The organism is Sorangium sp. So ce1504 (genome assembly GCF_051521635.1).
In the GTDB taxonomy this organism is placed as follows: Bacteria; Myxococcota_A; Polyangia; order Polyangiales; family Polyangiaceae; genus Sorangium; species Sorangium cellulosum_B.
In genome coordinates, this window is record NZ_CP150365.1 from 9,011,497 (window position 1) to 9,026,637 (window position 15,141).

General features: G+C 64.7%; 12 protein-coding genes. 6 read left to right on the top strand and 6 right to left on the bottom strand.

What is annotated here, in order from left to right; translation table 11 throughout:
- Positions 1-40: 40 nt before the first annotated feature.
- On the bottom strand, positions 41-328 hold the full coding sequence (locus WMF39_RS34025; RefSeq protein ID WP_437748062.1) for a hypothetical protein: 288 nt from the start codon (positions 326-328) through the stop codon (positions 41-43).
- On the opposite strand from WMF39_RS34025, the gene WMF39_RS34030 reads away from it, so the two are divergent.
- On the top strand, positions 209-625 hold the full coding sequence (locus WMF39_RS34030; protein WP_437748063.1) for a hypothetical protein: 417 nt from the start codon (positions 209-211) through the stop codon (positions 623-625). The two genes, WMF39_RS34025 and WMF39_RS34030, sit on opposite strands and share 120 nt — an antisense overlap.
- Before the next feature lie 321 nt (positions 626-946).
- Complete coding sequence (locus tag WMF39_RS34035) at positions 947-3,136, top strand: SIR2 family NAD-dependent protein deacylase (protein ID WP_437740636.1); 2,190 nt, start codon at positions 947-949, stop codon at positions 3,134-3,136.
- A 281-nt stretch (positions 3,137-3,417) separates the two neighbouring features.
- Here the strand turns inward: WMF39_RS34035 and WMF39_RS34040 are convergent, their stop codons facing one another.
- Positions 3,418-4,548 carry a hypothetical protein gene (locus tag WMF39_RS34040; RefSeq protein WP_437740637.1) on the bottom strand — a complete coding sequence of 377 codons (1,131 nt, stop codon included), beginning with the start codon at positions 4,546-4,548 and terminating at the stop codon, positions 3,418-3,420.
- A 138-nt stretch (positions 4,549-4,686) separates the two neighbouring features.
- On the opposite strand from WMF39_RS34040, the gene WMF39_RS34045 reads away from it, so the two are divergent.
- Positions 4,687-5,139 (top strand): hypothetical protein, encoded by a 453-nt coding sequence (locus WMF39_RS34045; RefSeq protein WP_437740638.1) that lies wholly within the window; start codon positions 4,687-4,689, stop codon positions 5,137-5,139.
- A gap of 202 nt (positions 5,140-5,341) precedes the next feature.
- On the opposite strand, the gene WMF39_RS34050 is transcribed toward WMF39_RS34045, so the two are convergent.
- Entirely contained in the window at positions 5,342-5,770 is a 429-nt protein-coding gene (locus WMF39_RS34050) for a hypothetical protein (RefSeq protein WP_437740639.1), read from the bottom strand.
- Between the two features lie 686 nt (positions 5,771-6,456).
- Here WMF39_RS34050 and WMF39_RS34055 point away from each other — a divergent pair.
- Together WMF39_RS34055 and WMF39_RS34060 are read left to right on the top strand one after the other, a co-directional pair.
- On the top strand, positions 6,457-7,692 hold the full coding sequence (locus WMF39_RS34055; protein ID WP_437740640.1) for an AlbA family DNA-binding domain-containing protein: 1,236 nt from the start codon (positions 6,457-6,459) through the stop codon (positions 7,690-7,692).
- Between the two features lie 145 nt (positions 7,693-7,837).
- Positions 7,838-8,962: a PIN domain-containing protein gene (locus WMF39_RS34060; protein ID WP_437740641.1), complete on the top strand. Its 1,125-nt coding sequence runs from the start codon at positions 7,838-7,840 to the stop codon at positions 8,960-8,962.
- Positions 8,963-9,478: 516 nt separating this feature from the next.
- On the opposite strand, the gene WMF39_RS34065 is transcribed toward WMF39_RS34060, so the two are convergent.
- The 3 genes from WMF39_RS34065 to WMF39_RS34075 all read right to left on the bottom strand — a co-directional run bounded on the left by WMF39_RS34065 (position 9,479) and on the right by WMF39_RS34075 (position 11,287).
- Positions 9,479-10,051, bottom strand: a complete 573-nt coding sequence (locus tag WMF39_RS34065; RefSeq protein ID WP_437740642.1) for a CAP domain-containing protein — start codon at positions 10,049-10,051, stop codon at positions 9,479-9,481.
- A gap of 147 nt (positions 10,052-10,198) precedes the next feature.
- The gene (locus WMF39_RS34070; RefSeq protein WP_437740643.1) at positions 10,199-10,567 is read right to left on the bottom strand and encodes a hypothetical protein; all 369 of its coding nucleotides are present in this window, start codon (positions 10,565-10,567) and stop codon (positions 10,199-10,201) included.
- A 48-nt stretch (positions 10,568-10,615) separates the two neighbouring features.
- Entirely contained in the window at positions 10,616-11,287 is a 672-nt protein-coding gene (locus WMF39_RS34075; RefSeq protein WP_437740644.1) for a hypothetical protein, read from the bottom strand.
- Positions 11,288-14,555: 3,268 nt separating this feature from the next.
- Here WMF39_RS34075 and WMF39_RS34080 point away from each other — a divergent pair.
- Positions 14,556-15,059: a hypothetical protein gene (locus WMF39_RS34080; RefSeq protein ID WP_437740645.1), complete on the top strand. Its 504-nt coding sequence runs from the start codon at positions 14,556-14,558 to the stop codon at positions 15,057-15,059.
- Positions 15,060-15,141: the final 82 nt, after the last annotated feature.

The window sequence follows — 15,141 nt, forward strand, 5'->3', positions numbered from 1 at the left end:
GCTCGCGGATGGAAATCGCGGACTCCCGTGGCAGCGCAGACTAGCCCAGGATGGCGCGCTCTTCAGCGCGATGACGCGTCTCTTCGTCGAGAGCGTGGAGCGGTTGTACGAACAGCGCGCCGTGCGCCGAGGCGCGCTCGGCGCAGCCAAGAGCGGCGCGGTGACCGTCGTGCAACGCACGTCCGGCGACCTGCGGCTCAATCCACATCTGCACGTTGTCTTTCTCAACGGGGCTTACCACGAAGACGGCGCCGAGCTCGTGTGGAACGAGCTCGGTCACCTGCAGACGCGCGCTGTCGGTCAGGTGCTCGAGGACGCCGTCCGGCACATGATGCGCCCCCTGCGACGGCACGGGCTGTTCGAGCTCGAGCATGGCGTCGACAAGGACAACGAGCCCGAGGCCGCGCTGTGCGCCTCCGCGGTCTCCGGACGAGAGCCGCCTGCCGGACCGCAAGCTGATCGGACCGCGCCCTGCGAAGCCGCAACAGCCCGCGAAGGCGGACGACGAGCCTGCTCAGAGACGCAAGCGGGGCGGCTACCGGGCGGTCGACGACCCGCGCCGAGCTTCTGCGCCGCACGTTGGCGCTCGATGTCCTCGAGTGCCCGGCCTGCAAGGGCAGGATGAAGCTCGTCGCCATGATCACCGAACCGAGCAACATCGCCCGCTTCCTCACCGCGCTCGGTGAGTCGACAGACGTTCCAGGCCGCTCACCCAGCGCCGACGCGGCGGCCGCCGTACTGGGGGTTCGGGGCGCAGGGCGCCGCAGGCGACCCGGAGCCCCGAGCGTTGAAGAGCACCGTCCTGCGCCGCACGGCGCTCGGGGACGCCGCGTAGCCGCCACAACATCCCGGGCCGGACCAACTCCCGGAGGGCGATCTGTGCCTGCGGCACGCCGATGCGCCTCTTTGCACGCTCTGCGCCGCGCGGGGCCCGCTCTTTCGACCCATGAACGAGGCGTCGCGACGCGCGCGGTCCCGCCACTTCGGTTCGCCGCGCCACACTTCTTCGCGCAGCGATCCGACTTCTTTTACCTACGCGCCAGCACTGCTCACCGCGGCCGCGGCGCCGGGACTCCTCGCCTCGCACACCGCCGAGCTCTGCGCCTCCACGGCGGGGCACCCGTACCTCACGCAGGCACTGGCCGAGGAGGCCGCGCGCGCCGAATCGCTCGCGGCGGGGGCGGCGGCGCTCCTGCGCGCCGAGACCCACAACATCCCGCACGTCTTCCACGCGATCGTCCGCGAAGGCCTCGAGCCTCTCTTCCGGCAGATCGTCGCTGGCGAGCCGGTCCCCTTCACGCGCCTCGATGACGCCGTCGCGCGGCTCGAGCTGATGGGCGTGCTACGCGACGCGTCCGGGCTCTGCCGACCGCGCAACACGCTCTACGCCACCGCGGCACGGCGCCGCTACGGAATCTCCGCGCCGGAGCAGGCGCGCGAACCGCAGCGCCGGTACCAGGCGGGTCAGGCGCCCCTCGTCGGGGTCAGCGCCTACATCGCGCGAGAAGACTTCGACGATCTGTCGGCCGCGGAGCGTGACGTGCGCGCGCTGCAGTCGGAGGACAACTTCGTGAACGCACTTGCCCCTGAGCGCACAGCGCCGGCGTACGAGCGACCCGGACCTGTGGTACGCATTGGAGCAGCAGCCGAGGTATCGATGCCCTTCCCGCGTAGCCTGGTCGAGGCCCTCCGCCACAAACAGCTCGTCCCCTTCGTCGGGGCGGGCGTCGCAATGGCAGTGCGGCGGGCTGCCGATGGCAAGTGTCTCTTCCCGAGCTGGCCTGCGCTGCTCGCTGCTGCCGCGGTACGCCTCGAGGAAGAGGGTCGCCACAAGGACGCGGTGCTGGTGAACGCGTTCCTCTCGTACGACACGCCGCGGCTGCTCGAGGCGGCGCAGGAGGCAAAGCGCGCGCTCGGGCCGACCTGGAACCGCTTCCTCGTCGAGCAGCTCAACCCGGACGCGAAGGACGTGCAGCCGTCATCGCTCGATCTGGCGCGGCTCGTGTGGGGGCTGGGCAGCCAGCTTGTCATCACCACGAACTACGACGCCGTCCTGCGCTGGGCGTGCCCCGATCCTCCCAACCTACGCGAGTGGATCATCGAGACCCCATCCGGCCTGGTCGAGCTACTCCAGGGCACGCTGCAGCGGCCCACGGTGTGGCACCTGCACGGCACCATCCACCATGTGGACGACATCATCCTCACACCCGACGGATACACGACGCTGTACCCGTCGAGCCCCACAGTGGCGGTGCGCTACACGGCCGCCCTTCAGTCGCTGCGCACGCAGATGGCAGGGAGGACGCTGCTCTTTGTCGGTTTCAGCCTCGAGGATCGGCTGTTTGGCAACCAACTCCGCTGGGTCTCCGAGGCATTTCGGGGCGCGGTCGGTCCGCATTTTGCTCTCGTTCGGAGTGAGGACCGGAGGGCATTCGAGCAGCGTGCCGCAGAGCTGCCAATCGAGGTCATCGAGTTCGAGGCATTCGGCGAGCCCCTGCACGCGCGACTCCGCGCGCTCGCCATGGCAGCGGCGCCCGGGGGCGGGATGGATCATCAAAAGCCAGCTCCCGGAGTTCCCGCAGCATCCGAGCCCCTGTTGGCCATTCCAAATGATCTGGAATTCTCGGAGGAGTTGCGTCGAGCCACGCTCGCCGCGATCGACGAGCTGAAGGCGACACGACTTGATGGACAAAAGACTGACACCAACGTCTTCTGGACAGCGTTACCACTTGCACTTCAGGCCGTTCTCCGGGTGAGACGCCAAGCGAATCCGTCTCGCGAAGCTTGGTCGAAAGTCGCCATCGAGGTACTTCGCGCAACGTTGTACGCGCTCATAGGCCCTGAACTCATGCCGACTGATACGCTGTTCGATCGCAAGAGCGCATGGATCTTGCTGTGCTATCGCAAAGAACACAGACCGGAGCCAAGCTTTGGGCTCATGATGAAGGTCGTGGCGTCGAGCGAAGGCAACCTTCATGAAGAGGCAGAAAAAGGGCTCCTAGAGCTCCATGGTCAGGTCGTGTGCGGAGGCGCAGCTTCGGGAATACTCACGCTGCTTGACGTCGACAAGTCCGCTACCGATGAGCCCAGGACCGAGCTTTACGGCCAACACGGTTCTCCTGTGATGATTGCTTAGGATCTCGTCCGATAGCTGAATCGGTGCTCGGGCTCAACCAGAAACCGGGCCACGTATAATCGCACGCGTAGGCGAAGCGGGCTCGGATCCCCCCAACCCGCAATAGCGCCCTCCCACGCCCCTCTCTTCTTTGGGCATTTCATCCATGGCCCGTTCAGCGACGAGGACGTCTGCGAGAACATCTGTGATTGGGGCCGCGAGGACCATAGACGCCATGACCATAGGTGCCTGCTCCCCGGCCACAAGCTGCACTCGCAGCCCCAGGTCTCTTCCGTTCCCGCCTAGTAGCCTAACCGCCGAGTTGGAGCGGGTCGTTCGCGACGCCGGAACTCGAACATGATCGTGTCATCCCCTTTACGCAAAACGTTGTAGTGCTGCGAGACGGCTCGTTCCAAGAGTCTCTTGGCCGTCCCGTCCGGGAGCTGAAGCTTCTGGTCGACGACGGCGAATGTGATAGAGGCTTCGCTTTCGTCCTCGTTTAGCTTGTTGAACCATGATGTCAGCTCGTTCAGCGCATCCTCGTCCGTCACCCTCTCCCGGCGCGGTACGGGGATCTCAAACGGCACCTGGATCGGACGGGCCAGCCCGGGAACGTCGACCTCCAGGAGCCCTGTCGTGCGGAGGTCAACACCCTGGCCTCCAGCGTCTGAGGGTCCGAAGTAGAGGGTTGCATCCCCACGCTGAACCAGGTCGGTGTCTGTCGGCTGGTAGACGGCTTGTGGCGTGCCGGTCTGGTACGCCGTTGGCGGTGTTCCCAGTTCGTACTTAATGTTCCCGACCCGAAGAGAGAGCTTGGGCACCACAGGCGTCCGGCCGGTTCCTCGAGCGGTCACGCTGACGAACACGCCACCCACATCGGGGATATATCTCACGTCACCGATCTTCACATCAATTGGCCCTGAGGATGCGGGGTCATAGGTCCGAAACGTCTTGTCGAAGCGCGGCCCCACGACGTAAACCTGGAATGTGCCGCCGTCGCCTGAAGGATGAGGACCCTCCAATTCACGCTGTACGTTGTCCACGTCATGGATCTTCTCGTCGGGGTCGTGGATGAAGAAGGCAAGCACTCGGATGTTACGCACCGAGGAGTACAGCTTAATCCGCTGGAAGCACTCCTTGATTATTTCGTCTCCGCCGCGACTTGCCCTCAGCGTGGCTTTGACCTCGATCGCCAGCCCGAGCCCGTAGCTCACCAGATCGACCCGCCCGGCGTTACCTGCGACCTTGGACGTGGGATCTTCCAGCTTTAGGTCAGTTACCAGGGGCTTCAGCGCAGCGTAGGCGAGATCCTGAACGTCATACTCGTCCACGATCTCCAAGGGGGGCTTGTTCCTGCCGCGCTTCGTCAGCTTGTCGGTCATCCGGTCGAACCGCGAGCAGAACAGCAGGACGTCCTCGATGGTCACGGCCATGAGGGGCATCCTACCAGGATCCGCGCTGCGTGTCCGTTCAGCCCGAGCCCTCCACCCTGCCTGCGGAAGCCGTCCTACATTCACCTACAAATCGACCGAAACAGGTTGATCGGCGAGCCCCACGCTCTGTAGAGGGGCATGACAGCTCAGATCCCGACTAACATGCCCCCCAACGATCCCACTGACCGCGAGGCCAGCTCCCCCGAGAACGACGACCCCGACGACCTCAATTTACTCTCGGACATGCTCCGCCCGCCGCGGCGTGCGACCCCTTTCCAGCCCGAACCGGACGCCTCACCTGCGGAGCTCCCTCGCTTCCCGCGGTTGTTGAAGATTGTCTCGACCTCCATGCACCTCCATCGGTCCCCGATCGTGACGCAGGTGATCCGCGAGCTCGATCCGCAGGTAAGGGCACGACTGAGCTCCGCGTGCCGGGCTCTCCAGCGGTCTGAGGGCAGGTTGGTGGCTACGTGCATTTCCGTAGGCCTGATGGCGAGGATCGTCGCCGATGACCCTGACCTCGAGGACGAACTGACCATGAACGTCGCCGTCACTGCCTTTCACCGCGGCTTCGCTGCGATTTCAGGTTAGTTCCCCAGCGACGTCCGGGTCCCGAGGCCGGAGTAGCTCAGACCTGAGCCGGCAGCCGGAGACCGACACCGCGGGCACACCACGGCCCGCGTCACCAGCCGGACTGGTGGACAAAGGCATGGAAAGAGAGGGGGCTCCGACCTGCTCGGCCGGAGCCTCCACCCCGCTTCTCGAGGTAGTGACGCCTATATCACCTGGCACTTCATCTTACATCTAGCCCTCCGAGGAGTGAGCCGGACGCATACAGGTAGAGGGCGTCGGCGAGCAATTCGACGTTAGCAAAGCCATCTGCCGTAGCCGGGAATTGAATATAAGCTCCCGACTTAGACGCGCCGCCTATCAGCTCAAGCGCGAGTATTCGCCTCCCTGGTTCGAAAACGCACCTGCGCGACATCTTATTCGGCTCTACACCTTCCGTAATCTCGAACTCGCAAGGCACTTCCTCTTCCGCGAGGATGCTGTTGAGAGCGTCGGAGAGTTCTTGAGCTTGAGGCGTGGTGAACGTAGCCGTGCATGCGGCATTCCCCATTCGGATTTCCATCGTTCCGCACTCCCAGTTGAAGCTGCACGTCTGGGCTGGGGGTCCCGGGTTGATCAAGTCGACAATCGGCCTCTCGTTTGCTATAGCCATTTCAATTTCCTTTCTATGTTGCTTTCGCCCAACTCCGCCCAAGTGGCGTAGCTGGGCCTACCTCCTCCCCGCATCGCGGGGAGGTGATAATCTCAGGTCGCGGCCAGCCGCGACTCGACAGCTTCCGATCATTTTCGGAAATCAGGGTTCCCGAATCATCGAGAACCGCGGCTTCCGAATTTTTCGCGCCACCCTTCCGCGCCGGCGCCCCCGGACGACGCATCGACAACGCAAAGCGTCATCCCTTGCACGAGGAGCCCGGCCGCCTCCCGCCTGATCCCACCCGGAGGCCCTCGTCGCGAGGTGAGCGAGGGCGTTCGCTGTGCACGAGCGGCTGGAGGTGTGCCAAGAGCGGAGGGCGGCGAGCTTTACAGACAGACAGTAAGCAGGGCGTGGGTATGGGTCAAATCTGTCTGCGAACCTCGCGCGATTTCAACATGGACGCAACGACCGCAATAGATACGGATCATTTATTCAGTTACCTGGTCGGCGTGCCAGTCGTTCGGGCGAGCTCATGCACACAATCAGGAACTTCATGATTTCCACCCGACGATCTGGGGTCCGTAACATGGCACGGTTCGTGCTTATAAGCCCACCGTCGGCGTCATGACCCGGACGTAGAACGTCACACCACAACCCATCCATTGGGGTGACGGCGGCCCAACCGGCCGGGTAGGATGCCGGCCATGGTGTTCAACAAGCCGTTCGCAGAAATCACCATGGAGGACGTCGAGTTCCTCGTCCGTGATGAGGTCCAGGAGGGGCGCCAGCTCGACTACAAGGTAGAGCTTCCGGGTAAGGCGGATCCTGACAAGAGGTCCTTCGTGAAGGACCTCACGGCATTCGCGAACGCGGCCGGAGGCTACATCATCTACGGGATCGGGGACCGCAAGGATGCCTCCGGGAAGAACACAGGGAGTCCGGCACTGGTCGGCCTTCCGGGGATCAACGCCGATCAGGAGATCCTTCGCTTGGAGGGCATGGCCCGCGCCAACATCGACCCGATCATCCCCGGGCTCCAGATGAAAGCGCTCGGAGACCCTGCCCAGGTGCAGGTCATCGTCGTCCACGTCCCGCGGAGCTGGTCAGCCCCCCACATGCTCATCGTGGACAAGGACACCCGCTTCTGGTCGCGCGGGAGCGGCGGGAACCAGCCGATGGACGTCCGGGAGATCCGCTCGGCCTTCCTCCTCTCAGCGGAGATGCCTACCCTGATCCGCCGCTTCCGAGATGAACGCCTCGGGAGGATCATGGCCGACGAGACCCCTGTGCCTCTGCTCAGGCACACATCGGCCAAGCTCGTGTTGCATTTGGTCCCGTTCAGCTCGATGGGAGTTGATGCGCATGTCGACCTGGTGGCCTGGGAAAACGGCAACCCGTCGATCCGTCCTCTGACGAGCAGAGGGTGGAGCGGACGATTCAATTTCGATGGCTACGTGGTCTTCAGTGGGTCGACTGAAGGTCCACAGTTCGCATACACGCAGCTCTTTCGGACTGGTGCCATCGAGGCGGTATTGCCTGTCGGCTTCGGCCAAGAGGGCACGCCGCTCCTGGCTCCCTGGGACATCGAGCGGACCATCATCGACGGACTCAAGCAACACCTGCCGCTCTATCAGAGACACGGCGTCGACCTACCAATCGTGATCGCCGTATCATTCATCGGAGTGAAGGGAGCGACGCTACCTCAGCCGTCACGACATTTTGTTCGCCCTGGGGATCGCTATACCATTGATCGCGATGTCCTCCTGCTGCCGGACGTACTCATCCGGGAGCACATCGATCCGCTTCCCTCTCTGGACCTACATCCGCTGCCGACCTGGCTGCGTCCAGCCTTCGATGCGTTATGGAACTCCCTCGGTCTACCTCGAAGCCCCTGCTACGAGGAGGACGGCCGCTGGAATGGCCGCCGCTTCGAGTGGTGACCGTACTGCTCCCTTCAATGACGCACATGGCGCACAGTATCATGACCCACCTAACGAGCGGACCCGTCCGTAAGTCCGTCTGAAATTCTACAGCCCGGTCTGATTCCTGGAGGACCGGCGTGGTTGGCAGGTAGGATCCCTAGCCATGAAAAAGCTGTTCCCCGGCAGCTACCCGCTTAAGGACGAGGACTTCAAGGTTCTATGGTCCGAGGGCATGTTCGTGTTCGACACCAACATGCTCCTGAACGTCTACAGGTACTCGGAGGAGGCGCGCAAGGAGTTCCTCGACCTCCTGAGCTCGCCCGAGGTGGCCCCCCGCATCTGGATCCCGTACCAGGTGGCGTGCGAGTACCACCGGAACCTCGACGAGGTGCGCTACGAGCAGGTCAGAAAGTGCATCGACATCAAGCACCAAGTCGAAAAGTGGGGACAGTCGTCGCGAGCAGGCGACCACAGGACGAGGGCCGAACAGCTGTCAGCCTTGGTGAACAAATTCGTCGAAGAAGCTGACAAGGACTATCGCCACCCCGATCGCGAGGCCCTCATCGAGCGGATCGCGGGGCTGTTCGAGGGCAAGGTTGGCCCTGATTGGGACCAGGAGCGGCTCAAGAAAGTCTATAAGCAGGGAGAAGAGCGATACAAGGACGAAATACCGCCTGGCTTCAAGGATAGACAGCAGAAAAAAGGCGATGAGAAGTACGGAGACCTGGTCATCTGGTTCCAGATCATCGAGGAAGCAAAGAGCCGCAAAAAGCCAGTCATCCTCGTCACAGATGATGTGAAGGAAGACTGGTGGCTACGCATCGATGGCAAGACAGTCGGACCGCTGCCAGCGCTTCGCAACGAGCTACACAAGGAAGCCGAGGTGATTCTTCACATGTACTCCGGTGACAGATTCCTGGAGCAGGCACGCAAGATGTTACATCATCCGGTCCGTGAGGAGACCGTCAAGGAGGTCAGGCAGGTTCGTCAGGACCAGGAGAAGCAGCAGGTAAGCACAGACGAAATCCTGAAGAAGATCTTCGGAGAAACCCGTGGTGGAGCTCCAGCTCGTGCCGCGCTGGTGCCGCAGTCAACCCCAGCAACGCCGGCAATCCGCGAGGCTGTTGCGCGTCAGCTCACGAACGCCAAGGATCTCAACCTCAGCGAGGGCGAAGTCGCTGCTGCTATCCTTGGCACTCTAGCTGCCCTCGGCGTGGCGGTGGCTGCAAGCCCCCCTACGAGACCACTTCGACGCCGCCGAAGGATAGGGGTTAGCAGCAAAGAGTAGCCCAAGCCAGTATACTCCCGTAGTCCAGACCTGCTTCAAGTCGGCACGTGCACCGGGACTCGGCCTGGCTTGGGACTTCGGGCTGCCCCTCCCCCGTCACGTCCCGTCATCCACGTCATCTGTTGAGAATCAAGCTGGTTGATGCTTTCTCGCTCGGGCTGGCTGATGACCATCGCGACGGTGAGCGGGCTCCGGTCACGGGCGTGATGGTCGGCTCATCGCGTCCTGAGCGTGCCGGGGTGCTCGGACGCGTCAAGGGTTCTCTCGCAGGGCTCGGCGGCTGCGCCGCCCTTGACGCGCCCTACGCGCCCCGGCGGCCACGTCGCACGGGCGACGGACGGACGGAGCCTCCGGCGGGGGCTCCGGGCACCGGATGGGCGGGCGATGGCCATCGCGTGCGTGAGCGAGCCATCATCCTGCGTGAGCGAAAAACGGCCCCCACCCATCATCTACCGGGAGCGTCAACACTCAGGGCGGGCGCGACGCGGGCGGCTCAGGGCGCGCAGCGTGCTCGGCTCAGTAAGGGCGCTGGCCGACGAAGTTGCCGGGAGGATCGTAAGTGCACACCCAGAACTGCCAGGCGCTGCCCCCTTCGAACGGTGAGCCGTCCGCACAGCTGGCGATCCCGCAGCCGAGCCGCAGGGAGTCGGCCCAGACCACCTGGGTGTAATGGCCGCACGTGGCGCCGCTGCAGGCGTTGCTCGCGAGGTCGTAGCTGACCGCCTCGCTGATCCACGAGCCGACGACATCCTCGGGGGCGGGTGAGGCGCCGCTCGACGTCGCGAAGAGGTTCTCTCCGTAGCCGTTCGCGCTGTGGCGGAACACACACTTGTCGGCATGGGCCTGAGCCACCGCGGCGAGCTCGGACGACCACGAGAGCGGGGGCAGCGGCTGCTCGGCGGGCGGGTCGACCGCGGCGCGCGCCGCGTTGTGGGCCGCCGTCATCCCGACCATCCGGGGCGGCTCGTCGTCGCCCTGGCCGCTCGCCGGGGCGTCGGCGTCGTCGGACGAGCTGCCGCACCCGGCAGCGAGGGCGAGCATCAGGGAGAACAGCGCGAACCCGTGGAGACGTGAGCCGAGCGCATTCACGGAACAATTCTCCTACAGCTCGGCCGCGCGCCGCAACAATGAATTCGATGATGGGCTATGTCAACTCACGACAGACCTTGTATCGATAAGCCCTACAGCCGTGTGAACGGCGGCGTCCGGGCATGGCGCCGGGCGTCGGGATAGCCGTTATCCAGCCGGATGGAAATCCAGCCATCCAGCCATCATCGCAGATGGATGACCATCCTGCTGACAGGCTATACCCCAGGGGCCAGTCGAAAACGGCAACAATTCCGCGACGTGGCGCTTGTCAGCGGCGAGCTCGCGCGCGAGGGCGCGCATGTCGACCGCGCCCCCGCGCTCCTCGATCTGGCGGAACGCCCACGAGACCACGCCGACGTCGATCCGCGCCTCGTCCACGCGCTCGCCGAGCGCCCGCTCGATCAGGTCGAAGCGCGCGTCCCAGGTCGGGAGCTCCTCAAGGTGCTCCGCCAGCCGGGCGTGCTCCCTGGGGAGCAGATCGCGCGCCGAGATCACGCGACCGGTCAGCTCGTCCATGGGCACGCCGAAGGACCGCCGTCCCCGTAGGGGCGATCTCACGAGCGCTCAGGCGCCTGCGAGGAGCCCCGGGCACTTCACGTTGACGGCCGCGCACGCCGCGGGTTGCGGCGAGAAGTCATCGATGGCCGACGCACACGTGATCGCCTCGAAGGCGTCGCCCGTGGCGATCATGCAGGCCTTGAGCTCCGCGACCGTGGCGGTGCACCCCGCGAAGCCGGCCGTGTCGCACGAGCCGGTCGGCTCGGGCGCCTCCGGAGCGCTGATGCAATCCGCCCTGGCGGTCTCGCAGTCCGTTCCATCCACGACGCTGGCGAGCACCCCGGCGAGGTCGCACAGGTCCTCCTTCGAGAGATCGAGTGACCCGGTGACGTCGTCGCACACCTGCTGGGCCTCTGCGGCCGTCAGCTCGCCGAGCTGCTCGCCGTCGAGAGCATCCCCGCCGCCGGTATCGGTCCCGCCGCCGGTGTCGCTTCCGCCGCCGGTGTCGCTTCCGCCGCCGGTATCGGTCCCGCCGCCGGTATCGGTCCCGCCGCCGGTGTCGGTCCCGCCGCCGGTGTCGCTTCCGCCGCCGGTGTCGGTCCCGCCGCCGGTATCGGTCCCGCCGCCGGTGTCGCTTCCGCCGCCGGTGTTGCCGCCGGCCTTGCCCCCATTGCTCCCCTCCCCATCGCCGCATGCCACGAGCGAGAGGCCGGCCATCAACAATCCAAGAAGCTTCATCCGTATCATCGGGCCTCCATCAACGAGAATGTTCACCTGCGTGTCCACGCGGCGCTCGAGGAAGGCTCCGCCAAAGGATGCGAGCGGGGCTGCATCGTCGATCGGGCAGGCGCGCAATGCGTGAACCTACCACGAACAGGATTGAAGTCTCCTTCCCCACCCTCGGCAAATTGGTCGCGCTGGCCGGCCAGGGCCGGCGGGGACGGGTGCCTCGTCGAGGCGTTCGGCCTGGGACGACGCGGTGGCGTCTCCAGCGCTCCATGCCATTCGACCGGTGCGGATGCAGCCGGCCCTCGTACAGGACGGATACCGGAGGGCAAGCCTTGCACCTCGGGGCCAGCCCTCTTCGATGTACAGACTCGCCAGCATCTGGATGACAAGGAAAGGCTTTGATGAAAGCCCGCGCCGCTCGTCCGCCTGGCTCCTTCCTGTTACGTTATCCTCGTGGTTCCTGCGGTTTCCCGATTGACGTATTCATCTCGTATGCAGCCGCGAACGAGACGCGGGGCTGGGCGACGCGGGACCGACGGCGCGGCCGCGGACCCCGCCGCCAAGGACCGTAACCGTCGGCGAACCGGAGCCGCGGTCGCCGCACAGACCCTAGCGCGCCGAACAGGCTGAAAACCCGAGAAGGAGCAGAAATTTCACAGGAAGGCACGGAGACGAGGAGATTTTTTCTTTCTCTTCCTCCCCGCCTCCTCGTCTCCCTGTTGTCTTCTCTCGAGTCCACAAGGTGAGCGGTATTCCAGTGCCGTCCCTCAGTTTTGACGATCCGTTTCGCTGCCGGCTCGCGGCCAGCGTCCCGCCGCCGCGGTTTCACACGGTCAACTACGCGGGGTGCTCGCGTCTGCTAGCCGCCCACGTTGGCGCGCAAGCTGATCGGACCGCGCCCTGCGAAGCCGCAACAGCCCGCGAAGGCGGACGACGAGCCCGCTTCCTCACCGCGCTCGGTGAGCCGACCGACGCTCCAGGCCGCTCGCCCAACCGAGGGCCGCCGTACTGGAATAGCACCGTCCTGCGCCGCTCGAGGCGAGCTCGCCGGCGTCCCCTCCGCGGCGGCGTGGTCGCGGAGGTCGATGCGGGCGTCGGCGAGCCCGGCGCGGCCGCCGGCATCCCTACCCTACGATCCGAGGGTATCAATGAACCCACAAGGGACCCAAGGGTCCCATGGTACCCTTGGGTCCCGTGGTTACTCGTCGCCGGAGCGTCGACTGCGTCCGAAATCCATTGGTTGACGAACAGCCAGGGGGAGAATTGTTCCAGCAGCAACGGACGCACTGGCGAAGGACTTCGCATCGTCACAGGCGCTATCCGATACGCCCTATTCCAGGCTGTCGCCCGACGATACGGTGCCAAATCGGCTCAGGTAAGGTGTGCCTCGTGCATCAAATTGGCATGCCCATATGTGGTCAGGATCATACGCGGTAGCACCTCCGATAGATACAGGCGGAGCCGCTTGCACACTCGGCAGCGCCTCGAGGATCGCCTCGCTACCCGCACGCCAGCGAAAGGACCATCTCGTCATCTCGGAAGGTCTCGGATGATGCGCGTTTCGACGTTCGATGATACGGCCTCGCGTATGGCGATACCACTCATTGAGCCGTTTGGCTATGTACAGATCTCCCGTGTGTGGAAACCATGCAGCGAGCTCAGATCCGGCGTTGAGTGCGTTGGCATATACTTTAACTGGCGAGAGCCACTCTTGCGATAGCTGTCGCAGGAGGAGCTCGTCAAAGAGCGACGGTAATAGCCCATTGCCTGCCCGTCGGGGAAAGAGTCCGGCATGATAACGCCCAAGGTTGGCCAACTGCGGGTGGAACATGCTCCCAGATGCACAGAACCTAGAAAAGGCAACGGGCGAGCGGCGGCACCACAATTTCCAGAGCGTAGCCGCGAAAGTTGTCTCGAGCTTCGACCATTGGACCACGGGCGGCTTGCGTAGCAGAGCATCCGCGACATAGATGGATATGGCCCTGCCTGGGCCGGGCCCTTGCGGAAATGTTCCGGCGGTCTCTGGGCTGAGATCAACGACGAGCACCGTACGCCCGCGCTCGACTACGGAAGCACAGATTCGACAGAGGCTCATCAGGCCGCCTGGTGTCGGCGGAAGCGCCACGCAGACCGGCGGCCCATCAGAACGCGCAAGCTCTTCATTGAGATCGGTAGACGGCTCTCCACCCAAGTATCTAATGCGCGCAGCACGATGACGTTTCGGATTGATTCTTGATGGCCCCAGCAGGAGAACGTCATCGTCGACCACGACGGGGGATGCAACCTTGGCTAGAGCCGCTCCGGCAACCCTGCCCATGGCAACGTAGACTGCGCCCTGTATCGGCTCATTCATCATCTGAATCCGCACGATCTGCATTTGCACGCTGGCGGGTATGGTGTGCCCGATTGGCAGGCTTCAAGGCAACTCCTGCACGGTGTATGGCGCCATTTGTCGCAGCCTGGATATCCCGTGGTGCACTGGCCGCCGATCTCTTGGCAATCCACGAACATGTCTGTGCATGTCTTGTCGGGCGTGCATCCTGCCATCTCCTCAGTGGCGCCGCTCCCCACGTCGTCACCGTTTCCGAACCAGTCCCCCGTAGCTGCTGACCCCGGTGGGTATGGTTCTCCGGCCCCTGTGCCTTCCGTCCCCCTAAGATAGCACTCGCCCACGTCGTAGTTGCACGCCCACACCGTGAGACCGAGAGGAATAAGAACGAGGATCGCCTTCAATTTCAGCCTGTGGCGCATGCTCATCCTCCAAGTTTTTCCAGATGCATGTGCGGAGGGGCAATGTCAACTGTAATTCAGGGCACGGATTGCGTCCCTGCGGCTACGGCTTGTCAAATTCGCCCCGGTCCGAAGCCGAGCTCGAGCTGAGCGCAGCGGGTTGCACCTCGTCGCGGCCGAGCTCGGCGCGGACGATCGGAGGTCGAGGCGCACGTCGGCGCGGCCTTGAGCCTGCTCGGCGCGTTGTGACGCCCGGGGCGGGAGGTCTCGAGCGTGAGCGCGGCGCAGCCCCCACGGCGGGGTGCGGTGGCCGAGGCGGACGGACCTCGGCGAGCGCGGCGCGATCTCCGTGCACCTGGTCGAGTTCGGGCGCGTCGCCAGCGACGAGCAGCTCGAGCGCGAGTTCGGTGCAGCCTCCGCGGCAGGACGCGGTGGTCGAAGCGGACGCCGACGACGGCTGGCGACGAGGAGCGCGGGCGCGAGCGCTACATAGCCCTTCGCCGCGGCGGCGCGGCCCTCCGGGACACGTCGACCCCGGACTTCCACCATGTCCATACGCTTACTCGGCAAGATCGGCTCGCTCTACGTCGGTGCGCTCGTCGTGGTTCCGGCGCCGGCCCAGGCACTCGAGTTCAACGGCGGCGTGAGCGTGGGCGGGATCCAGATCGGGACCGAACCCAGGCTTGCCGTGAGCCCCTTCGCCGGATGGCTCTGGCGCAGCGAGGGGGACCTCCGGCTCGAAGTCCACGACATGCTCAGCATCGTTCCAGGGGCAGGTATCGGGGTCTACGATCGAACGGCAGTCACTCTTGGGTATGCCACGAAGACAAACACCGCCAGCCTCGGGCCGTCCCTGGTGATCTACTCGATGCCGCCGGGCGTCGAGGAGGCCGCCGGGTTCGACCCGAGCGAGGACGGCGCCTCGTCGCCGACCGTCTGCGCGTGCTCGAACGGAGTCTGCCCTCCGAACATCCCCGAGAACTCGCACCACCAGAACGCCGGCGTCCGGGATGTCATCACCCAGGATGCCATCGCGATCGAGCCTCCGTAGCGCGCCGCGGGGCTCGGAGAGCGCGGGCTCGGTCGATCCAGAAATCGACCGAGCCCGTGTCGGGTCTTCCTCTCCGTTTACG